The 23800-nt window shown below is 72.0% G+C and carries 21 protein-coding genes and 3 pseudogenes; 11 read left to right on the top strand and 13 right to left on the bottom strand.

Annotated features, from left to right (window positions below):
* Nucleotides 1-12 precede the first annotated feature (12 nt).
* From IEZ19_RS01940 to IEZ19_RS01915, 6 genes are read right to left on the bottom strand one after another with little or no spacing between them, the layout of a single operon-like run.
* Nucleotides 13-1119: an XdhC family protein gene (locus IEZ19_RS01940; RefSeq protein ID WP_189309176.1), complete on the bottom strand. Its 1107-nt coding sequence runs from the start codon at nt 1117-1119 to the stop codon at nt 13-15.
* A complete protein-coding gene (locus IEZ19_RS01935; protein WP_189309175.1) occupies nt 1112-2314 on the bottom strand; it encodes a vWA domain-containing protein in 1203 nt (400 codons plus the stop codon). Before IEZ19_RS01935 ends, IEZ19_RS01940 begins: the two co-directional genes overlap by 8 nt.
* A gap of 5 nt (nt 2315-2319) precedes the next feature.
* Entirely contained in the window at nt 2320-3195 is an 876-nt protein-coding gene (locus IEZ19_RS01930) for an AAA family ATPase (protein WP_229839858.1), read from the bottom strand.
* 15 nt (nt 3196-3210) lie between these two features.
* Nucleotides 3211-4065 (bottom strand): FAD binding domain-containing protein, encoded by an 855-nt coding sequence (locus IEZ19_RS01925; RefSeq protein ID WP_189309174.1) that lies wholly within the window; start codon nt 4063-4065, stop codon nt 3211-3213.
* Complete coding sequence (locus IEZ19_RS01920) at nt 4062-6440, bottom strand: xanthine dehydrogenase family protein molybdopterin-binding subunit (RefSeq protein ID WP_189309173.1); 2379 nt, start codon at nt 6438-6440, stop codon at nt 4062-4064. Before IEZ19_RS01920 ends, IEZ19_RS01925 begins: the two co-directional genes overlap by 4 nt.
* Entirely contained in the window at nt 6437-6928 is a 492-nt protein-coding gene (locus tag IEZ19_RS01915; protein ID WP_189309172.1) for a (2Fe-2S)-binding protein, read from the bottom strand. The genes IEZ19_RS01920 and IEZ19_RS01915 overlap by 4 nt, the downstream gene beginning before the upstream one ends.
* A gap of 274 nt (nt 6929-7202) precedes the next feature.
* On the opposite strand from IEZ19_RS01915, the gene IEZ19_RS01910 reads away from it, so the two are divergent.
* Entirely contained in the window at nt 7203-9173 is a 1971-nt protein-coding gene (locus IEZ19_RS01910; protein ID WP_189309171.1) for an elongation factor G, read from the top strand.
* Nucleotides 9174-9233: 60 nt separating this feature from the next.
* Here the strand turns inward: IEZ19_RS01910 and IEZ19_RS01905 are convergent.
* A pseudogene (locus IEZ19_RS01905) lies at nt 9234-9383 on the bottom strand (YncE family protein); the annotation flags it as partial.
* Here IEZ19_RS01905 and IEZ19_RS01900 point away from each other — a divergent pair.
* Nucleotides 9383-9667: pseudogene (locus IEZ19_RS01900) on the top strand (TetR/AcrR family transcriptional regulator); the annotation flags it as partial. The pseudogenes IEZ19_RS01905 and IEZ19_RS01900 overlap by 1 nt on opposite strands.
* A 299-nt stretch (nt 9668-9966) precedes the next feature.
* Here IEZ19_RS01900 and IEZ19_RS01895 read toward each other — a convergent pair.
* A complete protein-coding gene (locus IEZ19_RS01895; protein WP_189309170.1) occupies nt 9967-10332 on the bottom strand; it encodes a nuclear transport factor 2 family protein in 366 nt (121 codons plus the stop codon).
* Nucleotides 10333-10504: 172 nt separating this feature from the next.
* Between IEZ19_RS01895 and IEZ19_RS01890 the strand changes: the two genes are divergently transcribed.
* Nucleotides 10505-10801, top strand: a complete 297-nt coding sequence (locus IEZ19_RS01890) for a hypothetical protein (protein ID WP_189309169.1) — start codon at nt 10505-10507, stop codon at nt 10799-10801.
* A 77-nt stretch (nt 10802-10878) separates the two neighbouring features.
* Here IEZ19_RS01890 and IEZ19_RS01885 read toward each other — a convergent pair whose 3' ends face one another.
* Nucleotides 10879-12636, bottom strand: coding sequence for an ABC transporter ATP-binding protein (locus IEZ19_RS01885; protein WP_189309168.1), 1758 nt, complete (start codon nt 12634-12636; stop codon nt 10879-10881).
* A 54-nt stretch (nt 12637-12690) separates the two neighbouring features.
* Here IEZ19_RS01885 and IEZ19_RS01880 point away from each other — a divergent pair, with 54 nt between their 5' ends.
* The 6 genes from IEZ19_RS01880 to IEZ19_RS01855 all read left to right on the top strand — a co-directional run bounded on the left by IEZ19_RS01880 (nt 12691) and on the right by IEZ19_RS01855 (nt 17557).
* Complete coding sequence (locus tag IEZ19_RS01880) at nt 12691-12978, top strand: metal-sensitive transcriptional regulator (RefSeq protein WP_189309167.1); 288 nt, start codon at nt 12691-12693, stop codon at nt 12976-12978.
* A 121-nt stretch (nt 12979-13099) separates the two neighbouring features.
* Nucleotides 13100-14185, top strand: coding sequence for an S-(hydroxymethyl)mycothiol dehydrogenase (locus IEZ19_RS01875; protein ID WP_189309166.1), 1086 nt, complete (start codon nt 13100-13102; stop codon nt 14183-14185).
* Nucleotides 14185-14814 (top strand): MBL fold metallo-hydrolase, encoded by a 630-nt coding sequence (locus IEZ19_RS01870; RefSeq protein ID WP_189309165.1) that lies wholly within the window; start codon nt 14185-14187, stop codon nt 14812-14814. Before IEZ19_RS01875 ends, IEZ19_RS01870 begins: the two co-directional genes overlap by 1 nt.
* Before the next feature lie 97 nt (nt 14815-14911).
* Nucleotides 14912-15826, top strand: a complete 915-nt coding sequence (locus IEZ19_RS01865; protein ID WP_189309164.1) for an SDR family oxidoreductase — start codon at nt 14912-14914, stop codon at nt 15824-15826.
* Nucleotides 15827-15905: 79 nt separating this feature from the next.
* Nucleotides 15906-16703 (top strand): SDR family NAD(P)-dependent oxidoreductase, encoded by a 798-nt coding sequence (locus IEZ19_RS01860; RefSeq protein WP_189309163.1) that lies wholly within the window; start codon nt 15906-15908, stop codon nt 16701-16703.
* A gap of 158 nt (nt 16704-16861) precedes the next feature.
* Nucleotides 16862-17557 (top strand): L,D-transpeptidase family protein, encoded by a 696-nt coding sequence (locus tag IEZ19_RS01855; protein WP_189309162.1) that lies wholly within the window; start codon nt 16862-16864, stop codon nt 17555-17557.
* Between the two features lie 39 nt (nt 17558-17596).
* On the opposite strand, the gene IEZ19_RS01850 is transcribed toward IEZ19_RS01855, so the two are convergent.
* Nucleotides 17597-18808 (bottom strand): Gfo/Idh/MocA family protein, encoded by a 1212-nt coding sequence (locus IEZ19_RS01850; RefSeq protein ID WP_189309161.1) that lies wholly within the window; start codon nt 18806-18808, stop codon nt 17597-17599.
* 127 nt (nt 18809-18935) lie between these two features.
* On the opposite strand from IEZ19_RS01850, the gene IEZ19_RS01845 reads away from it, so the two are divergent.
* Together IEZ19_RS01845 and IEZ19_RS01840 are read left to right on the top strand one after the other, a co-directional pair.
* Nucleotides 18936-20084: an ROK family transcriptional regulator gene (locus IEZ19_RS01845; RefSeq protein WP_189309160.1), complete on the top strand. Its 1149-nt coding sequence runs from the start codon at nt 18936-18938 to the stop codon at nt 20082-20084.
* Nucleotides 20085-20184: 100 nt separating this feature from the next.
* Nucleotides 20185-20370 (top strand): hypothetical protein, encoded by a 186-nt coding sequence (locus IEZ19_RS01840; RefSeq protein ID WP_189309159.1) that lies wholly within the window; start codon nt 20185-20187, stop codon nt 20368-20370.
* A 90-nt stretch (nt 20371-20460) separates the two neighbouring features.
* Here IEZ19_RS01840 and IEZ19_RS01835 read toward each other — a convergent pair whose 3' ends face one another.
* From IEZ19_RS01835 to IEZ19_RS01825, 3 genes and pseudogenes are all read right to left on the bottom strand, one after another.
* Complete coding sequence (locus IEZ19_RS01835) at nt 20461-21147, bottom strand: class I SAM-dependent DNA methyltransferase (RefSeq protein WP_189309158.1); 687 nt, start codon at nt 21145-21147, stop codon at nt 20461-20463.
* A 117-nt stretch (nt 21148-21264) separates the two neighbouring features.
* Nucleotides 21265-22647: a S1 family peptidase gene (locus IEZ19_RS01830; protein ID WP_189309157.1), complete on the bottom strand. Its 1383-nt coding sequence runs from the start codon at nt 22645-22647 to the stop codon at nt 21265-21267.
* Between the two features lie 117 nt (nt 22648-22764).
* A pseudogene (locus IEZ19_RS01825) lies at nt 22765-23597 on the bottom strand (SAM-dependent methyltransferase).
* Nucleotides 23598-23800: the final 203 nt, after the last annotated feature.

Raw genomic sequence — 23800 nt, 5'->3', positions numbered from 1 at the left:
TCCTCCTCGTACTCAGGACACGCCCGCCGGGTGGATGGCCCCGGCGGTCGCGGTGAGGGGCGTACCGCTGCCGCCCCAGCGCAGGGCGACGATCTCCCCGGCGACGGACACGGCGACCTCCTCGGGCGTACGGGCGCCGAGGTCGAGCCCGAGCGGTGAGCGCAACCGGGCCAGCTCCCCCTCCGTGAGACCCGCCTCGGCCAGCCGCTTGCGGCGCTCGTCGTGGGTACGGCGGCTGCCCATCGCCCCGATGTACGCGGCCGGCCGGCGCAGCGCCTCCTCCAGCAACGGCACGTCGAACTTCGGGTCGTGGGTGAGGACGCAGATCACCGTGCGCTCGTCGGTTCCGGTGCCCGCGAGATAGCGGTGCGGCCAGTCGACGACGACCTCCACACCCGCCGGGAAACGCTTCGGCGTGGCGAAGACCGGGCGGGCGTCGCACACGGTGACCCGGTAGCCGAGGAAGTCACCGATCCGGGCCACGGCCGCCGCGTAGTCGATCGCGCCGAACACCAGCATCCGCGGGGGAGGGGCGAAGGAGTGCAGGAACACGGTGACGTCGTCCTCGCGGCGCTCGCCGTGCGGCCCGTAGTGCCTGAGCCCCGTGGCGCCGAGGGCGAGTTCGCCGCGCGCGTCGGCGGTGACCGCCGCGTCCAGACCGGTCGTGCCGAGCGTCCCCGACACCTTGCCCGGCCACACCGCGAAGGTGGCCCCACGCGGGGCGGGCCCGTCCACCACCGTGGCCACGGTGACCGGCTCGCCCGCCGCGACCGAGGCCGCGACCGCGCCGAACGCGGGGTCGGTCTGCGGCGTCACGGGCCGTACCAGCAGGGTGATCTCGCCGCCGCAGGTGAGGCCGACCGCGAACGCGTCCTCGTCGCTGTACCCGAACGTCTCCAGCCGGGCCTCGCCGCTCGCCACCACCTCCTGCGCGAGCTCGAACACCGCGCCCTCCACGCAGCCCCCGGACACACTCCCCATGACCTCGTCGTCGGGCCCCACCGCCATGGCCGCGCCGGGCCCGCGCGGCGCGCTGCGGCTGACCGAGACGACCGTGGCCAGCCCGAAGGGGGCACCAGCCGCGTACCAGCGCTCCAGAGCCGGCAACATCTCACGCACGATCCGCTCCTTCCAGACCTGTGATCTCCGTCGGGGAGACCGCGACTGCCGCGTCCGCCCCTCGCACCACCGCCGCGAGCCGCTCCAGCGCCGCCAGGCTGTGCCCCGCGACGAACGCGTCCACGTACGGCAGCGCCGCCGCCATGCCCGCGGCCACCGGCGCGTAACCCGGTCGCGCCTTGCGCGGGTTGGCCCAGATCACCCGGTGCGCCAGCCCGTGCAGCCGGCGCATCTGCGCGCCCAGCAGCTCGGGGTCGCCGCGCTCCCAGCCGTCCGACAGCAGCACCACGACCGCGCCGCGCGCCATGCCGCGCTGCCCCCAGCGGTTGAGGAACTCGCGCAGCAGCTCGCCGAGCCGGGTGCCGCCGCGCCAGTCCGGTACGGCCGCGGCGAGCGCCGCCATCGCCAAGTCGGGGTCGCGGTGCGAGAGTTCGCGGGTCACCCGGGTCAGCCGGGTACCGATCGTGAAAACCTCGGTACGGCCCCCGCGTACGGCCGCGTGCGAGAACCGCAGCAGCGCGTCGGCGTACGGCGCCATCGAACCGCTCACGTCCACCAGCAGCACGACCCGGCGCGGCCGCTCCACGCGTGCGTGCCGCAGAAGCCGGGCCGGTTCCCCGCCGCGCCGCAGCAGCTCCCGTACGGTACGCCGCGGATCGACGTCCCCGCGCCGGGCCGGCCGCCGGCGTGCCGAGCGCCGGGTCTGCCCGTGCAGCGCGAACGCGGCGAGAAGCCGGTTGAGCTGGGCCCGTTCGGCGGCGTCCAGTCCGGCGACGTCCCGGTGTCTGAGCACCTCGACGGAGCTGGCGAGCGTGGCCGTCGGCGGCCCCGGCCGCTCGTCGTCGGCCGGTGCGCGGGCGCCGGGCGGCGCGTCCCGCAGGACGAGCCGCAGCCGGGGCGGGGGAGCGGCGACCGCCGGCCGCCGGGAGGGCTCGCCGGCCGTCCCGAAGTAGGCGGCGAACACCCGCTCGTAGCGCTCCAGGTCGTCGTGCCCGCCGCACAGCGTCGCCCGTCCCGCCCAGTACACGTCACCGCGCAGCTCCGGCCGCAGGACGTCCACGGCGCGCAGAAAGGCGTACACCCGCTCGGTGCTCGCCTCGACCCCGGCCGCTCGCAGCGCGCGCACGAACCCCAGCAGGACCGCGTCGGCACGGGCGAGCCCGTCCCTCCGTGCCGTGTCGTCCGTTCCGGTCACGCCGCTCACGCCCCCCGGGCGGCCAGCACCGCGGCCAGGTCGAGACCCCGGGCCCGGTCCGTGTCCTCGCGGTACTTCAGCACCGAGCCCAGTGTCGCCACCGCCAGCTCCGCGTCCACCTCGTTCGCGCCCAGCGTGTCGAGGGCCTGCGCCCAGTCGATCGTCTCGGCCACTCCGGGCGGCTTGACCAGGTCGGCCGCCCGCAGTGCCTGGACGAGGGCCGTGACCTGCTCCGCCAGCCGCGCCGACACCCGCGGCAGCCGGCTGCGCACGATGGCGAGTTCACGGGCGAAGGAGGGATGGTCGAACCAGTGGTACAGGCACCGCCGCTTCAGCGCGTCGTGCACCTCGCGGGTCCGGTTGGAGGTGAGGACGACGACGGGGGGCGCCTCGGCCCGCAGCGTGCCCAGCTCCGGGATCGTCACCGAGTACTCCGACAGCAGCTCGAGCAGGAACGCCTCGAACTCGTCGTCGGCCCGGTCGATCTCGTCGACCAGCAGCACCGCCGGCTGTGTCTGCAAGGCACGCAGCAGCGGCCGGGCGATGAGGAAGCGGCGGTCGTACAGCTCGCTCTCGAGCCGCTCCGCGTCCTTCACCCCGGCCGCCTCGGCGGCCCGCAGATGCAGCAGCTGGCGCGGGAAGTCCCAGTCGTACAGGGCCTGCGAGGCGTCGATGCCCTCGTGGCACTGCAACCGGATCAGCGGGGCGCCGAGCGCCTCGGCGAGGGCGGTCGCGAGCGCGGTCTTGCCCACGCCCGCGTCGCCCTCGCAGAAGAGCGGACGGTGCAGCCTCAGGGCCAGGAAGCAGGCGATGGCCAGCCCTTCGTCGACGAGGTACCCCGTCTCCTCCAGGCGGGCCCGCACCTGCTCCGGGTCGTCCAAGCCCTTGATCGGCGCTCACCCCATTCCGGCGGCGGTCAGGACCGCCCGCTTCGTCAGCACCCGGGCCAGATGCGCCCGGTACTCGGGCGAGCCGGACGGGTCCTGCGACGGCCGGGTGCCCTCGGCCGCCGACTCCGCGGCCCGTGCCACGGCGTCCGGGTCCCCCGCGCCGGCCAGCGCCTGCTCGGCCGCGGTGGCCCGCAGCGGTGTGCTGCCCATGTTGCTGAGCCCGACGCGCGCCTCGGCGATGTGCCCGTTGTCCCGCCGGACCAGGGCGGCCACGCCGACGATCGGCCAGGCCTGGGCGACCCGGTGGAATTTCTCGTAATGGAAGCCCCAGCCGTCCGCCTTCGGCACCCGCACCTCCACCAGCAGTTCGTCGGGTGCCAGCACGGTCTGGAGGTAGTCGACGAAGAACTCGCGGGCCGGGATCGTGCGCCGCCCGTTCGGCCCGACGGCGACCAGTTCGGCGTCCAGTGTCAGCACCACCGCGGGCAGGTCACCGGCCGGGTCGGCGTGCGCGAGCGAGCCGCCGAGGGTGCCGCGGTGCCGTACGGCGGGATCGGCGACGGTCTCGGTGGCGGCCGCCAGCAGGCCGGCGTGCCGGCGCACCAGCGGGTCGTGCATCACGTCGTGGTGCGTGGTCAGCGCGCCGATGACAAGTGCGTCGCCCTCGTCGCGGACGCCGCGCAGCTCCGGGATCCGGCCGACGTCGACGACCAGTTCGGGGAAGGCCAGCCGCAGCCTGAGCAGCGGCAGCAGGCTCTGCCCGCCGGCCAGCACCTTCGCGTCCTCGCCCGCGTCGGCGAGGGCGCGGACCGCCTCGTCGACGCTCGCGGGCCGGACGTAGTCGAATGCGGGAGGGATCATGCCGAGGCCTCCTTGCCGGAGCCGGCGGACCGCACGGCCTGCCAGACCCGCTCGGGCGTACAGGGCATCCGCACGTCGTGCACGCCCAGCGGGCGCAGCGCGTCCACGACCGCGTTCACCACGGCGGGGGTCGAGGCGATCGTGCCCGCCTCGCCGACTCCCTTGACGCCCAGTGAGTTCGCGGCGGGCGTCTCGGTCCGGTCGGTCACGAAGTCCGGCAGGTCCGCCGCCGACGGCACGAGGTAGTCGGCCATCGTGCCGGAGACGAGGTTGCCCTCGGCGTCGTACACGGCCTCCTCGTACAGCGCCTGCGCGATGCCCTGCGCCAGACCGCCGTGCACCTGCCCCTCGACGATCATCGGGTTGACGACCCGGCCGACGTCGTCGACGCAGACGTACGACCTGATCCGCGTCCGCCCGGTCTCCGTGTCGACCTCGACCGCGCACAGGTGCGTGCCGTGCGGGTAGGAGAAGTTCTCCGGGTCGACCAGGGTCTCCGCGTTGATGGTGGGTTCCATGCCGTCGGGCAGGTCGTGCGAGGAGAACGTCTCGAACGCGATCTCCTGGATGGACCTGCGCGCCTCGGGCGAGCCCTTCACGGAGAACACGCCGTTCGTGAACTCCAGGTCCTGCTCGCTCGCCTCCAGCAGGTGGGCGGCCACCTTCCGCGCCTTCTCCACCACCTTCTGCGCGGCCCGGTGCACGGCCTCGCCGCCGACGACCAGCGACCGCGAGCCGTAGGTGTCCATGCCCTGCGGGGCCGCCTTGGTGTCGCCGTGGACCACCTCGACGTCCTCGAACGGCACGCCCAGCACGTCCGCGGCGATCTGGCTCCAGCAGGTCACGTGGCCCTGCCCGTGCGGGCTGGTGCCGGTGACGACCTCGACCTTGCCGGTGGGCAGCATGCGGATGCTCGCCGCCTCCCAGCCGCCGGCCCCGTACCTGAGGTCGCGCAGCACCCGGCTCGGCGCCAGGCCGCACATCTCGGTGTACGTCGACACGCCGATGCCGAGCCGTACGGCGTCCCCGCGCTCGTTGCGCTTCTGCTGCTCGGCGCGCAGGTCGTCGTACCCGAACAGGGCGAGGGCCTTCTCGGTCGCCGCCTCGTAGTTGCCGCTGTCGTAGGTCAGCCCGGCGATCGAGGTGAACGGGAACTCCTCGTGCCGGATCCAGTTCCGGCGGCGCAACTCCACGGGGTCCAGGCCGAGTTCGGCAGCCAGTTCGTCCATGACCCGCTCGATGGCGAACGTCGCCTCGGGGCGCCCGGCGCCGCGGTAGGCGTCGGTGGGGGTGCGGGTGGTGAAGACGCCGGTGCAATTGAATTCGTACGCATCCATCTTGTAGATCGCCGGGTACATGAACGCGCCGAGGATCGGGATGCCCGGGGTGACGAGCATCAGATAGGCGCCCATGTCGGCGATCAGGTCCACCTTGAGGCCGAGGAGCTTGCCCTCGCGGGTCGCGGCGACCTCGATGTCCTGGATCATGCCGCGGCCGTGGTGGGTGGCGAGGTAGCCCTCGGAGCGGGACTCGGTCCACTTCACCGGGCGGCCGATCTTCCGCGCGACGGTGAGCGCCAGGGCCTCCTCGCCGTACACCTGGAGCTTGGAGCCGAAGCCGCCGCCCACGTCCGGGGCGATCACCCGGAGCTTGTGCTCGGGGACGCCGGTGACCATGGCCAGCATGATCCGCAGAATGTGCGGGATCTGGGTGGCCGAGTAGACGGTGTACTCGCCGGAGGCGGCGAGCGGGGTGACGACGACCGCGCGCGGCTCCATGGCGTTGGGGATCAGCCGCTGCTGGTGGTAGCGGCGCTTGACCGTCACCTCGGCGCGCTCACGCACCGAGTCGAAGCTCTCGCCGGCCGCCAGCGGCCAGAGGTAGCTGCGGTTGGTGCCCTTGTCGGAGTGGACCAGCGGGGCGTCGTCCGCGAGGGCGGCCTCCAGGTCGAGGACCGGGGGCAGCGGCTCGTAGTCGACCTCGATCGACTCCAGCGCGTCGGCGGCCGCGTACCGGTCCCGGGCCACGACCACGGCGACAGGGTCGCCGGCGTAGCGCACCTCGTCCACCGCGACCGGCGGGTGGTCGGGCAGCACGATGTCCTCGGTCACCGGCCAGGCGCAGGGCAGCGAGCCCATTCCGTCGGCCAGGTCGGCGCCGCTGAACGCCGCGACGACACCGGGGCGTTCGAGAGCAGGCGAGACATCCACCCGCGTGATCCGGGCGTGGGCCATCGGGCTGCGCAGGATCGCCAGGTGCAGCAGTCCGGCGACCTGGATGTTGTCGGTCCAGTTGGTCTGGCCCGTGATCAGCCGGGCGTCCTCCTTGCGCAGCCGGGAGCGTCCGACCTCGCGTTCGACGGCCTGATCGGTCATGCCGTGACCTCCTCGGCCACCGCGGGAGCCTCCTGCCCGGAGGCGGCGAGGACGGCGCGGACGATGTTCTGGTAGCCGGTGCAGCGGCAGAGGTTGCCCTCCAGGGCCTGCCGGATCTCGTAGGAGGTCGGCTGCGGGTTCTCGCGGAGCAGATCGCGCGCGGCCATGATCATGCCCGGGGTGCAGTAGCCGCACTGGAGCGCGTGCCGTTCGTGGAACGCGCGCTGCAGCGCCGTCCACTCGCCGTCCTTGGCCAGTCCCTGGACGGTGGTCACCTCGGAGCCGTCGGCCTGGACGGCGAGGACCGAGCAGCTCTTGACGGTCGCGCCGTCGAGGTCGACCGTGCACGCACCGCAGTTCGAGGTGTCGCAGCCGATCGGGGTGCCGGTCAGACCGAGGCGGTCGCGCAGATAGTGGGCGAGCAGCAGACGGGGTTCCACTTCGTCCTCGTACGTCGTGCCGTCCACGTTCACCTTGATGTGGGTCATGTGCCCTCCAGACCGTACGGGCGTGCGTGAGGGGGATCAGCGACCGAGCGTGATGAAGGTCACTCTATGACCGGCCCCTGGCGACGGCGAGTGGTGCGACACGGCTTTGTTGACCGTTAATCCATTGTCGCCGGGTGCCGGTTTCTGCTCCACTTCACGGGATCCGCCGTCACCGGGACGGCATCAGTCGTCACCGAGAAAGGACCACCGATGCGAGCTGCGTGCATGTCCACCCAGGAAGGAATCCCACCCATGCCGAAGGACATCACGCTCAGTGCATCTGCTCAATCTCGGAATCCTCGCCCATGTCGACGCCGGTAAGACCAGCCTGACCGAGCGGCTGCTGCACTCCGTCGGAGTGATCGACGAGGTCGGCAGCGTCGACGCCGGAAGCACCACGACCGACACCCTCGCCCTCGAACGGCAGCGCGGCATCACCATCAAGTCCGCCGTCGTCTCCTTCCCGCTCGACGGCGTGACCGTCAACCTCATCGACACCCCCGGCCACCCCGATTTCATCGCCGAGGTGGAGCGGGTGCTCGGCGTGCTCGACGGAGCCGTCCTGGTCGTCTCGGCCGTGGAGGGCGTCCAGGCGCAGACCCGCGTGCTCATGCGCACGCTGCGGCGGCTCCGCATCCCCACGCTCGTCTTCGTCAACAAGATCGACCGGCGCGGGGCGCGCGACGAGGACGTCCTGCGGGCGATGGCCCGCCGCCTCACCCCCGCGCTCGTCCCGATGGGCGCCGCCGCCGGACTCGGCACCCGCGCCGCCCGCTTCGTCCCGGGCCTTGCCCAGACCGCGCTCGACGTCCTCGCCGAACACGACGACGACCTGCTCGCCGCGTACGTCGAGGACACCGTCTCCCACGACCGGCTGCGCGCCGCCCTCACCGCCCAGACCCGGCGAGCCCTCGTCCACCCGGTCTACTTCGGCTCCGCGATCACGGGCGCCGGCGTGCCCGAGCTGATCACCGGCATCGAGCGCCTGCTGCCCACCGCGGCCGGGGACCCCGGTGGGCCCCTGTCGGGCACGGTGTTCAAGGTCGAGCGGGGACCCGCGGGTGAGAAGGTCGCCTATGCGCGGATCTTCTCCGGCACCCTCCGCACCCGTGACCGGATCCCGTTCGGGGACGGCCACGAGGAGGGCAAGGTCACCGCGGTCAGCGTCTTCGACCACGGCACGGACGTCCGCGAGGAGAGCGTCGGCGCGGGCCGCATCGGCAAGGTGTGGGGCCTCGGCGGCATCAGGATCGGCGACGCGCTCGGCGCACCGGCCTCGGCGTACGAGCACCACTTCGCGCCGCCCACGCTCGAGACCGTGGTCGTCCCCGGGCCCGGCGTGGGCCGGCGCTCGCTGCACGTCGCGCTCACCCAGCTCGCCGAACAGGACCCGCTGATCGACGTGCGCCACGACGAGGTGCGCCAGGAGACCTCCGTCTCCCTCTACGGCGAGGTGCAGAAGGAGGTCATCCAGGCCACCCTCGCCGACGAGTACGGCCTCCACGTCACCTTCCGGGAGACGTCGCCCCTGTGCATCGAGCGTCCGGTCGGCTCGGGCGCGGCCGTCGAGTTCAACAACAAGGACGCCAACCCGTTCCTCGCGACCGTCGGCCTGCGCGTCGATCCCGCGCCGGCCGGCTCCAGCGTGGACTTCCGGCTCGAGGTCGAGCTGGGCTCGATGCCGTACGCCTTCTTCAAGGCCGTCGAGGACACCGTGCGCGAGGCGCTCGGCCAGGGGCTGCACGGCTGGCGGGTCACGGACTGCACGGTGACCATGACCCACTCCGGCTACTCGCCCCGGCAGAGCCACGCCCACCAGGGCTTCGACAAGAGCATGTCCAGCACCGGTTACGACTTCCGCGGGCTGACCCCGCTCGTCCTGATCGAGGCGCTGCGGCGCGCGGGCACCCGGGTCCACGAGCCCCGGCACCGCTTCCGCCTCGAGGCCCCGGCGGACACACTGGGCGCCCTGCTGCCGGTGCTGGCCCGCCTCGACGCCGTACCGCGGACGACGCAGACGCACGACGTCCTGTGCCTCCTGGAGGGCACGGTGCCGGCCGCCCACGTGCACGAACTGGAGCAGCGGCTGCCGGGGCTGACGCGGGGCGAGGGCGAGCTGGAGAGCGCCTTCGACCACTACGCGCCGGTCACCCGCGGCACGGTCCCCGAGCGCCCGCGCACCGACCACAACCCGCTGAACCGGAAAGAGTATCTGCTGAACGTGACGAACAGGGTGGGCGGTTGAGGACGCGGGCCGGTCTCCAGGGGGTTCCCCGCCCCCGGAGACCGGCGTCCTAGGGGAACTTCAACTGCCGCTCGGCCCCGTCCAGTCGTCCTGCACGTGACCCAGCCGCACGCGCTGCGGATGGTCGCCCACCGCGACCGACGTGACCTTCTGCCCGGTCGCGAAGTCCATCGCCGTCACCTGGTCGGCGCCGCTCTCAGAGACGATGCAGCGAGATCATCGGCGTCAGCCCCCGCCTGGAGGAACAGCGCCTGGCCCGCCGCTCCCGCTGGGTCGACCTGATCTGCGCGGAGGCCCGCGCCGCCGTGGCCCGCGGGGAGGCGGCCCCGCGCGACTACCGCCTCGCCGCGACGGCCTTCATCGGCAGCGTCAACGGCCTGCTCCACGACTGGAGCGCCGGGTGGGTGGACGCGACCCTGGACGAGGCGGTCGACGAACTGGTCCGCCAACTGCTCGGGATACTGCGGCCGGCAGGGTGGTCACCGGGATTGTGAAGCGGGTGCGGCCACCACGAACTGCCGCTCCACCTCCTCACGTCGGGCGCAAGACGTCCTGTCGTACCGCCGGCCGCGCCCCGCTCAGCGCGATCGGCGGTGCCGTATGCGCAGCACCCGTGGACGTGGCGGCCGAGGGCGTGTGCCTCGTAGGAGCGAGCGGATGAGGGCCGCGGAGGCCAGGCGGCCTGCCGTCGTAACCGGTCGGTGGTGGGCGCGGCGGGCCTGGCCCAGTACCGCGCGAGCCGAGAAGGTCCAGGTCAGCCGGGAGGTAACCTGGACCCTCGCGGCCCTCCTCGCTACTCGTCCCATGCCTGGATCATGATCTGCTCGGCGATCTTCCCGTCGCGCAGCGTGATCATCGACTCCGCGAGGACCCGGACGCCGTCCGCGTACTCGCAGGACTCGCTGTAGGCGGCGCGGTCGCCCTGCACGATGCACTGATCCAACTTGTGCGTCATGTCGCGGCTGTAGACGTCGTCCAGCATCGCCGCGATCTCCGGCCGCCCGCGCAGGATCTTCGGGTGGCTCGGCTGGGTGTTGCGGTCGATGATGCGGATCTCCGCGTTGTCGGCGTAGAGCGACAGAAGGGTGTTGCCGGTGTTCCCTTCTATCCCGCGGCGCAGTGTCTCGATGTCGAAGGCGGAGCCTGTCGCGGTGCCCATGGTGACCTCCTCAAGAGGGCGCGGCCCATGGGGAGCGGGCCGCCAGGGGGCCCCTCTTCTACGAGGCTCCCCCGGCCCGGCGGCCTCGGCAAGCCCAGCCGGGGGTCCGCCTCACGGGTGAGCGGGGCCGCCCGCCCGTGTCCGGCCGGGCCCCGGCGGCGTTGCTGAGGACATGATCTCAACACGACGTATCGTCGCCGCCGTCGGTCTCGCCGCGGGCGTCACCGGCCTCGCCGCACCGCTGGCGAACGCGGCCCCGGCGGGGGCGCAGGAGACCGGGAAGATCAGCCCGATCGACACACTCGACTCGCTCGCCGTTAGCGACATCCCCGTGGAGCGCCAGGGAGAGATCCCGCGGATCTCCGAGCAGTTGCAGGGGCTGGGCCGGCTCAACGACCTGAACCAGCTGCACCAGGTGACCGACCTGGCCGCGCCCGTGACCCAGCTGCTGCCGGCCGTCCAGTCCTGAGCACCACCGCGTCGCATCCTGCCGAGGGCCGTCCGGGAACGGGCGGCCCTTCGTCGTGCCCCGGCCCCGCCCCGGTGTCAGCCCGCCGTCGCCAGGAACTGCGTGGCGGCCAGCTCGGCGTACAGCGGATCGGCGTCCACCAGCTCCCGGTGCGTGCCCATCGCGCGCACCCGGCCCGCGTCCATGACCACGATCCGGTCGGCCATCGTCACCGTGGAGAGCCGGTGCGCGACCACGAGGACGGTCGTCGAGCGGGCGACGTCCGCGACTGTGTCCCGCAGCGCCGCCTCGTTCACCGCGTCCAACTGGGACGTCGCCTCGTCCAGGAGCAGCAGCCGGGGGCGGCGCAGCAGGGCGCGGGCGATGGCGACGCGCTGGCGCTCGCCGCCCGACAGCTTGGTCCCGCGGTGGCCGACCAGGGTGTCCAGGCCCTGCGGCAGCCGGGCCAGCAGTCCGTCGAGGCGCGTCGTGCGCAGTACCTCCGTCACCGCGTCCTCGTCGGCCTCCGGGTTGCCCAGCAGCAGGTTGTCGCGCAGCGAGCCCGACAGGACCGGGGCGTCCTGCTCGACGTACCCGATCGCCGAGCGCAGCCGCGGCAGGTCCCAGTCGGCCAGCGCGCAGCCGTCGAGCGTGATGACGCCGGAGCCGGGGTCGTAGAACCGCTCGATGAGCGAGAACACCGTCGTCTTGCCCGCGCCGGAGGGGCCGACGAACGCCGTCATGCCCCGCGCCGGTATGTCGAAGCTGACCCCGTGGTGGACGTAGGGCAGGTCGTCGGCGTACCGGAAGCGGACGTCCGTGAAGGCGAGCGTGGCGGGTTCTGCGCCGGCGGTGGGCAACGGGGCGGGCCCGGCCGGTGGTTCGGCGGGCAGTCGCAGCGCCTCCTGGATCCGGGCCAGCGCAGCGGCGCCCGTCTGGTACTGGGTGACGGCGCCGACGACCTGCTGGATCGGCGACATGAGATAGAAGACGTACAGCAGGAACGCCACCAGCGTGCCCACGTCGATCGCGCCGGTCGCGACCCGCGCCCCGCCCACCGCGAGCACGGTGATGAAGGCGATCTGCATCGCGAGACCGGCCGTATTGCCCGCGGCCGCCGACCACTTGGCGGCGCTCACGCTCTGCCGCCACGACTCCTCGGCGGCCTCGTGCAGCGTCCGCTCCTCCCGGTGCTCGGCGCCGGACGCCTTCACCGTGCGCAGCGCGCCGAGGATCCGCTCCAGCGAAGCTCCCATCACACCGACCGCGTCCTGCGCCCGCCTGCTGGCCCGGTTGATGCGCGGCACGATCGCGCCGAGCACCGTACCCGCCCCGGCGATCACCGCGAGGGTGACCCCGAGGAGCACGGGGTCGACCACGCCCATCAGCACCACGGTGGCCACGAGGGTCAGGCCACCCGTGCCGAGGGCCACCAGCGAGTCCGTGGTGACCTCGCGCAGCAGCGTGGTGTCCGAGGTGATCCGGGCCATCAGGTCGCCCGGCTCGCTGCGGTCCACGGCGGTGATCCGCAGCCGCAGCAGATACGACGACAGGGCGCGCCGGGCGCCCAGCACGACCGACTCGGCGGTGCGCCGCAGGACGTACGAACCCAGCGCGCCCACGGCCGCGTTGGCGACGACGAGGCCTGCCATGGCGAGCAGCGGCCAGGTGATGGAACGGTCGTGCGCCAGATCGCCGATGAGACCGCGCGCCACCAGCGGCAGCAGCAGCCCGGTCGCCCCGGTGACCAGGGACAGCAGCGCGCCCGCCAGCAGGGCCCACCGGTGCGGCCGCACATAGCCGAGAAGGAGCCGCCACACGGGCGGCCCGGTCCTGTCCGTCGCTGCGTCGCCCACGGTGCTCCCCGTTCGTCCGGTAGGATACCCCTGAGGGTATACGGAGGAGTGGTCGTGGAGCTGCAGTTCGAGGGTGATGATCTCAGGTCAGTCCTGAACCGGCTGCGCCGGGCGCAGGGGCAGATCTCCGGTGTGATCAAGATGATCGAGGAGGGCCGGGACTGCGAGGACGTGGTCACCCAGCTCGCCGCGGCCTCCCGTGCCCTGGACCGGGCCGGATTCGCGATCATCGCGACCGGACTCCAGCAGTGTCTGACGGACGTCGACCGCAGGGACGCGGACGGCGAGACCACGCAGCAGCTGAAGGCCCGTCTGGAGAAACTCTTCCTTTCGCTGGCGTAGGCCGCGTCCGAACGGGCGTGGGCCGCGGTCGAAAGATCCACGGCCTTCGTCGCGCTCCGAGCCGTTACCGATCAGTCGCGCGTAGGGTCGGTACGCAGGCACATCGAGGAAGGGGCCAGGCATGGCGCAGGAAGTACGCGGCGTGATCGCACCGGGCAAGGACGAGCCCGTACGGGTCGAGACGATCGTCGTACCGGATCCGGGGCCGGGAGAGGCGGTCGTACGCGTCCAGGCCTGCGGCGTCTGCCACACCGATCTGCATTACAAGCAGGGCGGCATCACCGACGAGTTCCCCTTCCTGCTCGGCCACGAGGCCGCGGGGATCGTGGAGTCCGTCGGCGAGGGCGTCACCGATGTCGAGCCCGGCGACTTCGTGATCCTCAACTGGCGTGCGGTGTGCGGGCAGTGCCGGGCCTGTCTGCGTGGACGGCCGTGGTACTGCTTCAACACCCACAACGCGAAGCAGAAGATGACGCTGCTCGACGGCACGGAACTCTCCCCGGCCCTCGGGATCGGCGCGTTCGCAGAGAAGACGCTGGTCCACTCCGGGCAGTGCACCAAAGTCGACCCGGCCGCGTCGCCTGCCGTCGCGGGTCTCCTCGGCTGCGGTGTGATGGCCGGTATCGGCGCCGCGATCAACACGGGCAACGTCGGCCGCGGCGACTCCGTCGCCGTCATCGGCTGCGGCGGCGTCGGTGACGCGGCCATCGCCGGGTCGAACCTCGCGGGCGCGGCGAAGATCATCGCCATCGACATCGACGACCGGAAACTCCAGACGGCCCGCAAGATGGGCGCCACCCACACCATCAACTCCAAGGAGACCGACCCGGTCGAGGCGGTCCGCGAGCTGACCGGCGGCTTCGGCGCCGACGTCGTCATCGACGCGGTCGGCCGCCCGGAGACGTACAAGCAGGCCTTCTACGCCCGCGACCTCGCCGGCACCGTGGTCCTGGTCGGCGTCCCCACCCCGGAGATGAAGCTCGAACTCCCGCTTCTGGACGTCTTCGGCCGCGGCGGCTCCCTCAAGTCGTCCTGGTACGGTGACTGCCTGCCCTCCCGGGACTTCCCCATGCTGATCGACCTGCATCTGCAAGGACGCCTGGACCTGGCCGCGTTCGTCACCGAGACCATCCAGCTCGACGAGGTGGAGAAGGCGTTCGAGCGGATGCACCAGGGTGATGTGCTGCGCTCGGTGGTGGTGCTGTGATGACCGCCCGCATCGAACGCCTCGTCACCTCCGGTCAGTTCACCCTCGACGGGGGCACCTGGGACGTCGAGAACAACGTGTGGGTCGTCGGCGACGACCACGAGGTGATCGTCATCGACGCCGCCCACGACGCCGATGCCATCGCCGAGGCCGTCGGCGACCGGCGCCTGACCGCGATCGTGTGCACCCACGCGCACAACGACCACATCGACGCCGCGCCCGCCCTGGCCGACCGCACCGGAGCCACCATCTGGCTGCACCCCGACGACCTGGATCTGTGGAAGCAGACCCACCCCGACCGGGACCCCGACGCGCATCTGCAGGACGGCCAGGTCATCGAGGCACCCGGCTTCCATCTGACCGTCCTGCACACCCCCGGCCACGCGCCCGGCGCGGTCTGCCTGTACGACCCCGGCCTGGCCACCGTCTTCACGGGCGACACCCTCTTCAAGGGCGGCCCGGGCGCCACCGGGCGCTCCTACTCCCACTTCCCGACGATCATCGACTCGATCCGCGGCAAACTGCTCACCCTCCCGCCCGAGACGAAGGTCCTCACCGGCCACGGCGACTCCACCACCATCGGCGACGAAGCCCCGCACCTCGACGAGTGGATCGCCCGCGGCCACTGATCCGGACGGCGAACCGCCGCCAAAGGTGACAGAGGATGTCCGGCTTTCCCGCCACCCTGGACAGCGACAGCAGTCGTACGGGTACGGGAGGCCGGACATGCCGGGTCCGCTGGAAGGCAAGGTCGCACTGGTCGCGGGAGCGACACGGGGGGCGGGACGTGGGATCGCGGTGGAGCTCGGCGCGTCCGGTGCCACCGTCTACGTCACCGGACGCACCACCCGGGACCGCCGCTCGGAGTACGACCGCCCCGAGACCATCGAGGACACGGCCGACCTCGTCGTCGCGGCCGGCGGCCACGGCATCGCCGTACCCACCGACCACCTCGACCCCACCGCCGTGCGGACGCTCGTGGACCGGATCGCGGACGAACAGGGCCGTCTGGACGTCCTGGTGAACGACATCTGGGGCGGCGAGCATCTCTTCGCCTGGGACACCCCGGTGTGGGAACACGACCTCGACAAGGGGCTGAGGCTGCTGCGGCTCGCCGTCGAGACCCACGCGATCACCAGCCACCACGCCCTGCCCCTGCTGCTGCGCCGGCCCGTCGGTCTGGTCGTCGAGGTCACCGACGGCACCGCCGCCTACAACCGCGACCACTACCGGGTGAACTTCTTCTACGACCTCGCCAAGGCGGCGGTCCTGCGCATGGCCTTCGCCCTCGGCCATGAACTCGGCCCGCGCGGCGTCACCGCCCTCGCGCTCACCCCCGGCTGGCTCCGCTCCGAGATGATGCTCGACATCTACGGGGTGCGCGAGGACAACTGGCGCGACGCCCTCGACCGGACCCCGCACTTCGCGATCTCGGAGACCCCGCGCTATGTCGGCCGCGCCGTCTCAGCCTTGGCCGCCGACCCCGACGTGGCCCGCTTCAACGGACAGTCCCTCTCCAGCGGCGGGCTCGCCCAGGTGTACGGCTTCACGGACCTGGACGGCAGCCGCCCCGACGCGTGGCGCTATCTCGTCGAGGTGCAGGACGCGGGCAAGCCGGCGGACGTGACCGGCTACCGGTGACCGACGCAGGGCTCCGTCGGCTCACGCGTCCTCGTGTGCCCTCTGTCGTGGTGATCGTCGCGGCCCTACCGTCGCTTCCATGACCGACATCAAGCGCTTCCACGGGCACGGAGTACTCGTCACCGGCGCGGCACGCGGCATCGGCGCGGCCGTCGCGCGGCGGCTGGCGCAGGAGGGCGGGCGCGTGCTGCTCACCGACCGGGACCTGCCCGAGGCCGAGAAGACCGCGGCCGGACTGCGTGAACAGGGGCTGGAGGCACGGGCGTTCGCGTGCGACGTGGCCGACCGGGCCTCCGTGGAGGCGGCCGTGGCGAAGGCGGTGGAGAGCTTCGGCTCGCTGGAGGTGCTCGTCAACAGCGCGGCGCACTGCACCCCGGACGTACCCCTCTTCGAGGACGAGCCGGACGAGACCTGGGCCCGCGACCTCGACGTCACCCTCACCGGCGCCCACCGCTGCTGCCGCGCCGCCCTTCCGCACCTCGCGGCATCCGGCCGTGGCGCCGTGGTCTCCATCGGCTCCGTCAACGCCCTGCAGGACTTCGGCAACCACGCCTACAGCGCCGCCAAGGCCGGGCTCGGCTCCCTCACCCGCACCCTCGCCGGGCACGCGGCGGCCCGGGGGGTCCGGGTGAACCTGGTGTTGCCGGGCACGGTCCGCACCTCGGCCTGGGAGGGCCGGGACGCCGAACTCGACGCCGTCCGCGCGCTCTACCCGCTCGGCCGGGTCGGCGAGCCCGAGGACATCGCGGCCGCGGTCGCCTTCCTCGCCTCCCGGGACGCCGCCTGGATCACGGGCACCACCCTGTGCGTCGACGGCGGACTCACCGCCGTCAACACCGGCTTCCGCGCCGCCCTGGGCGACTCGACGGACGCCTGAGCCGCCCCACGCCCCTCCCGCGGATGTGCGGACGCGTGACCGGGAAGTTCACCGTTCGGTCACAGCCCGGCCGCCGCTACAACCGACGAGCCGTTCCGTCTGTCTAGCTCTCCGAGACCGCAGGACGTCGCGCGAGCGACAGCAGGGAAGGGCCTCTCATGGGGGACATACGCAGACGGGGCGTCGTCGTGCTCGGCGTCACGGGACTGGTCGCGCCGCTCACGCTGGCGCTCGGGGCGCCACCGGCGCAGGCGGCGAGCTGCACCACGAAGGCGGGGCCGTACCAGAAGCAGGTGGAGAAGTTCCTCGGCCGTCCGGTCGACGGGAAGCAGTCCGCCGCCGACTGCAAGGCCATCCAGGCCTTCCAGAACAAGCACGGCATCACGCCCAACATCGGCTACGCCGGGCCGGTGACCTGGGGTGTGATGGACCTGATGAACAAGCAGAAGGCCGTCGGGACGAACCCCAACAAGGCCGGCAAGTGCCCGGTGAACAAGGGCCGTATCGCCTGTGTGAACCTCACGCTCCAGCTCTCCTGGATCCAGGACGGCAAGAAGCTCGTCTACGGCCCGGTGCCCGTACGCACCGGACGCAACGGCTACGAGACCCGCACCGGCCTGAAGAAGATCTACTGGCGGGACATCGACCACGTCTCGAGCATCTACGACGTGCCGATGCCCTACAGCCAGTTCTTCGACGGCGGCCAGGCCTTCCACTCGGTCGGGCTCAGCATGTGGAACCCGCCGGGTTCGCACGGCTGCGTCAACATGACGACGAAGGACGCCAAGAAGTACTGGTCGTTGCTGAAGAAGGGCGACGACGTCTACGTGTACGGCCGCAAGCCGGGCACCTGAGCCGCTCCGGGCACCCGGGCCCACAGCGAAACGGGGACGTCACGCCAGCGGGGCGTCCCCGAAGTCCGGGATCTCCAGCCGTACCCCGCCCCGCCGCGCCGACTCGTGCGCGACGATGCCCGGCAGGGTGTAGCGGGCCGCGACCCAGGCGTTCACGGACGGCAGCGACCGTGTGTTCACCGCGGTCACGAAGTCGTCCACCAGGAAGTGATGGCTGCCCTCGTGCCCGTTGTGCAGCTGGTCGAACGCCCGCGGCAGCCGGGCGCGGTCGTGCACCGGCGCCGAACCGGACGTGAACGCGGCCCGCAGCTCCGGCGCGATGTGCTGGAGCGACGGGTCGTCCGGCGCCAGGGTGGGCTTCGGCTCCAGCAGCTCGCTGATGTCCTTCACCCCGTTCTTGTCCTGCCACAGGGCGACCGTCGCGAGCTGCTCCATGCTCGCCTCCGTGCCGAAGAAGCGGAAACGGGACTCCCTGATGTGCGAGGGGTAGCCGACCCGCCGGAACTCGTTCGTACGGAACGATCCGCCGCCCGCGACCTCGAACAGCGCGGTCGCGTTGGAGACGTCGTTGTCGAACTGGCTGACCGCGCGGTCGAAGACACCGTCGCCGCGCTCGTCGACGACCCCGATGGCCGACACGCTCACGGCGTGCGTCCGCCACGCCCCGAGCACCCCGCCCACCGAATGCGTCGGGTACAGCAGCGGGGGATAGCTGGCGGTCGCCTGCCAGTTCTCGCCGCCGCTGTACCGGTACGCCTCGTAGAAGCCGAGGTCCATGTCGTGGACGTAGTCGCCCTCGGCGTAGAAGAGCCGGCCGAAGGCGCCCTCGGCGATCTGGTTGCGGGCGTGGACCGTGGCCGGGTTGTACTGGCTGGTCTCGCCCATCATGTAGGTCAGCCCGGTAGTCCTGACCGCGTCGATGATCGCCGCGATCTCCTCCGTGGTGATCGCCATCGGCACCGCGGAGTACACGTGCTTGCCCGCGTTCAGTCCCTGCAGGACCAGGGGGCCGTGGGTCCAGCGCTGGGTGAAGATCGCGACCGCGTCGACCGCGTTCGACTCCAGCATCGCCTCGAACGACGGGAAGGTGCCCGCCAGGCCCTGGGTGGCGGCGAGCTGCTCGGCGCGTTCGGGCAGCAGGTCGGTGACGTACACCTCGCCGACGCCGGGGTGGGCCTGGAACAGCGTGGCGAACTGGCCGGAGAACTGTCCGGCTCCGACGATGCCGAGGGAAAACGGGGAGAGCGTCATGCGGTTTACTTTTGCTGCGGAAGAATCATCGCGTCAAGGGTGCGTCCGCGTCGACTGATCGGGCGCTTGACCATGATGGGCTGACCTGGTTACTTCCTCATCAAAAGAAACTGAAAGGTCCGCCCTCATGACCAGCTGGCTGCCGCTGAGCCCGGGTGAACGCTCCGTGGCGATCGAGGTCCTCGTGCACGGCCCGCTGTCCCGCACCGAGCTGGCCCGTCGGCTGCGGCTCTCGCAGGGCAGTCTCACCCGGCTGACCAAACCGCTCATCGAGTCCGGGCTGCTGGTGGAGGCGGCGGACGCGGGCGGCCCGGCGGAGGCACGCCAGGGGCGGCCGTCCCGGCCGCTCGCCGTCGTCGCCGAGTCCCGCTCGTTCATCGGGTTCAAGATCACCGAGGACGTGGTCTACGGCGTCGTCACCACCCTGCGCAGCGATGCCGTCGCCCGCCTCGACCGCCCGCTGACCACCCATGATCCCGGTGAAGTCGCCGATCTGCTCGCGGAGATGACGCGTGAACTCGGCGCACGCTTCCCCGCTCTCGCGGGCATCGGCATCGGAGTCGGGGGACTGGTGCGGGACCGGGCCGTCGTCGGCGAGTCGCCGTTCCTGAGGTGGCGGGACGTCCCGCTGGCCGAGCTGGTGGGGGAGCGCACCGGGCTGCCGGTGGTCGTGGAGAACGACGTCGCCGCCCTGGTCGAGGCCGAGACCTGGTTCGGTGCCGGCCGCGGACTCGACCGCTTCGTGGTCCTGACCATCGGCGCCGGCATCGGCTACGGACTGGTGCTCGGCGGCCGGCGCGTGCCGTACCCGGAGGAGAACCGCGGCTTCGCACGCCACTGGATCGTCGACCGCAACGGCCCGCTCACCCCCGACGGGGAGCGTGGCAGTGCCGTGTCGCTGCTCACGATCCCCAGCATCCGGTACCAGATCCGGGCGGCCACCGGTCATGACGCGACGTACGAGGAGATCCTCGCCCGCGCCGCCGCGGGTGAACCCATGGCCGCGCGGGTGATCGACGAGGCCGCGCGGGCGCTGGGCACGCTGGTCGCGCAGATCGCCAACTTCGCGATGCCGCAGAAGATCCTCCTCGCCGGAGAGGGCGTCGGGCTGATGGATGTGGCGGGTGATGTGGTGGACGCCACGATCCGGGCCAACCGCCATCCGCTCGCGGCCCCGGTCGGCCTGGAGACCAAGGTCTCCGACTTCCACGACTGGGCCCGTGGAGCCGCCGTACTGGCCATCCAGGTGCTGGTGCTCGGCAGTGTGCAGGGGTGAACTCCCCTGTGTCCCTTGGCAGATGGACGTGATGAGCAACACGGTCCGATATGCCGGTATTGCTCCTGCTTACTCACCTTGCCTTCACGTCGACCGGCATATGCTTCACAGCATGTCCACCACTGTTGAAACCGCCTCCGAGCGATCGGCCGCGGAGGTCAACGAGGAGATCAGGGCCCTGTGGCTCCGGTCCGGCGGGACACTGAGCGTCGAGCAGCGTGAGGAGTACCAGCGGCTCGTCCTCGAGTGGGCCGCCGCGGCCCCGGAACCCCCGAAGGCGGCCTGAGCGCCCCAGAAGGCGGCCGGGCCTGAGGGCCCCCTGCCACCTACGGGTTGATTCCTCGTGGCCTGCCGGCCGTACTGTCGCGGTCCTCCGTCACGCGTCCTGGCCGCGCCTGCAGCGCAGGAAGATCTGCTCCTCGGGCTGCACGTCCGCACTGGCCGGCGCGTAGGAGTACGACTCCTCGCCGACGATCTCGAAGCCCGCCCCCTTGACCACCTCGCGCAACTCGTCCTGCAGATAACCGGAGACGCGGATGGTCGTCCCGATGAACGGGATCGGGAAGTCGTCCAGGTCCGCCTCCACCATCGACAGCACGAACAGCCCGCCGGGCACCAGCAGTTGGTGCACGGTCCGCAGGGCGAGCGGTATTTCGGCGCGCGGCAGCATCAGCAGCGAGAAGAACGCGGCGACCCCGTCGAAGCGGCCGAGGTCTCGGGTGCCGTCCGACCGCAGATCCGCGACGTCCACCTGATGGAACTCCGCACCCGGCACGTTCTCCCGGGCCAACGCGACCATCCGGCCCGACAGGTCGATTCCGACGACCTTCAGCCCCGCCTCCACCAACTGGCGCGCGGTCGGCAGGCCGGTGCCGCAGCCCAGGTCCAGGACGCGGGAACCGGCCGGCAACGACTCGACGAGCCATTCCGCGGCGGCGACCTGTCCCTCCTTGTGCGGGAAGGCCTCGTCGTAGCGATGGCCGAGCGCGTCGAAGGCCTCGGCCTGACCGGTGCGGTCGCGCCGGATGTTCCCGTGACCGGACGGACTGGTGGGGCTGTTCACGAATGTTCTCCCTCGAACCCGTGTACGTGAGCGACTACCCAAGGTAGTCGTATCCGCCGTCCGCCGCGCGGGCTTGTGGACAACCGGACCGACCGGAGCGCGAGCCCACCCAGGGGATCAGCCCCAGGTCGCCGAGTAGTACCGCTGATACGCCCTGCGGTCCTGCTCCGCGCGGATGTAGCGGGTCGCGACCAGGGCGATCAGGCTGCCCGCGATCACCAGGAGGCCGGGGCCGACGTTACGGGTGTCCGTGAGCCGGGACAGCAGCGTCGCGCCCTGCGCGGTGCCCGAGGCCGGGGCCGAGGAGCCCGGGGACGCGGCGCCCGGGGCGATCGCGCCCTGCGTGGCCGGGGCCGACGGCGCGGGGGAGGGGGCCGCGCTCCGGGAGCTCCGCGCGTTCTGCGCCGACACGATCAGCCTGACGCCGAGCGCCGAGAGCGCTTTGCTCACCGGCTGGAAGAAGGTCGTACCGCCCCGGGTGCAGTCGCCGTTGCCGCCCGAGGTCACGCCCAGCGCGATCCCCTCGGAGAACAGCGGTCCGCCGCTGTCGCCGGGTTCCGCGCACACGTCGGTCTGGATGAGCCCGGTGACGGTGCCCTCGGGGTAGTTGACGGTCGTGTCGAGCCCGGTCACCTGACCGTCGTGCAGCCCGCTCGTGCTGCCGCTGCGGAACACCCGCTGTCCGACCGCCGGATCGGCCACCCCCGTGATCCGCACCCCCTTGCCGCCGCCCACGACGACCACGTCGGCCCCGTCACCGGCCCTGCCGGAGGCGTACTGGACGAGCGAGAAGTCGCTGCCGGGGAAGTTCGTCTCGACCGTCGACCCCAGTTGCCGGTCGCCCCGGCCGTCCGCGAACCAGATCGTGTCGACCGGTCCGCAGTGCCCGGCGGTGAGGATGAAGTCGCGTTGCCCGTCGGTGACATTGAACCCCGCCGAGCAGCGGCCGCCCGTCGACAGCATCGGCTGGGCCCCGTTGAGCCGCGTCGTGAACTCGCCGTCGGTGCGCTGCATATGGACGAAACCGCCGATGCCCGCGGCGACGTGGGACATCCGCGACCAGTCGCCGGCGGAGACGGTGCGGTCGGCCTGCACCACCACCCGGTTCGTCCGGTAGTCCACCGACCACGCCGTGCCCGTCACGCGCGGCGCCGAACGCAGTGCTGCCGCGGCCGACTTGAGCTCGTCCATGCTGTGCCGTACGACCTTCGCCTCGGCACCCGCCCGCCGAACCGCCTGCGCCGCCCGCTCGTCGGTGACCGCGACGACCGGCCGCCCGTCGGCGCCGATCCAGCTGCCCGCCGTACGCGCCGTGCCCAGCTCGGCCACGAGGTCCGCGCCCGGGCCGGCGACGCCCCGCGCCGAGCCGAACGGGACGGTGGCCGTGCCGGGCGTCTCGCTCGCCATGGCCGTGGTGACCATCGCGCCTCCCAGCAGTAGTCCGCCGACCGCCGCCAGCTGTGCCACCCGCCGGACGACCCGTCGTCGTGCGTGCCTCATCCCTGGCTCCCGAACCCCGAACGCGCGGTGTCAGCACCGCGGGGCCCTCCGGTCGTCGAGTGCCCGCCCCTCCATACGCGGTCCGGGGCACGGGCGTTCACCGCGACCGTGATCCGCTCAGGGCTTGCGGGCCACCCCGCCGAACATCGCGACCTCCGCCGGCTCGGCCCCGTCCCTGCCGTCCGGACGCCGGCGCGAGCAGGACACCACGCCCGGGTCGAGCAGTTCCAGGCCGTCGGAGAACCGGGCCACGTCCTCGGGCCTGCGCTGGTTGAGCTTCGGCGTGCCGTGCTCGTTCCAGAACCTGACCGCCTCGTCCACGTCCGGCATCGCGGGACTGGTGACGGTGTGCGACAGCACCAGATGGCTGCCGGACGGCAGCCGGTCGGCCAACTGCCGTACCAGCCCGTACGGGTCCTCGTCATCGCCGATGAAGATGACCACGCCGAGCAGCATCAGCGCGACCGGGCGGCTGAGGTCCAGCGTCTTCGCCGCGTGTTCGAGGATCGCGTCGATGTTGCGGAGGTCCTCGTCGAGATAGTCGGTACGGCCCCTCGGGCGTGCTGGTGAGCAGGGCACGCGCGTGCGCGGGGACGAGCGGGTCGTTGTCGACGTACACGATCCGGGAGTCCGGGGCGACACGCTGGGCGACCTCGTGCGTGTTGTCGGCGGTGGGCAGCCCGGTCCCGATGTCCAGGAACTGGCGGATGCCCACGTCACCGACCAGATGACGGACGGCCCGGCCCAGGAACAGCCGGTCCGCGCGCGTACTCGCCGATGCCCGGATGCAGTTGGCGGATCTGGTCGCCCGCCGCGCGGTCGACCTCGTGGTCGTCCTTGCCGCCGAGCCAGTAGTTCCAGATCCGGGCCGTGTGCGGCCGGCTCGTGTCGATACGGTCGCACGGGGGCACGGCTACGTCGTTCGTGGCTGCGTCCGGGAGGTCGGTCACGGGTCGGCTCCAGGGGCCGGGCGGCGGGTACAGAGGCAACACGCGATCCAGACACCCAGGTTGACATCCGCTGCCGTTCGTACGGGGTTGTCGGCGGCCGGACCGGAGCGGGACGAACTGCCTGTGCCGCCCCACACCCACGACCGTGGGGGCGACGGGAACTTTCCCTGCTGGGGCGGCTGTCCGGCGCCTAGACTGCCCGT

It is taken from the genome of Streptomyces brasiliensis (assembly GCF_014647875.1).
Lineage (GTDB): Bacteria > Actinomycetota > Actinomycetes > Streptomycetales > Streptomycetaceae > Streptomyces > Streptomyces brasiliensis.
Note: the sequence above shows the minus strand (reverse complement) of the source record. Positions and strands in the feature narration are given on the sequence as shown.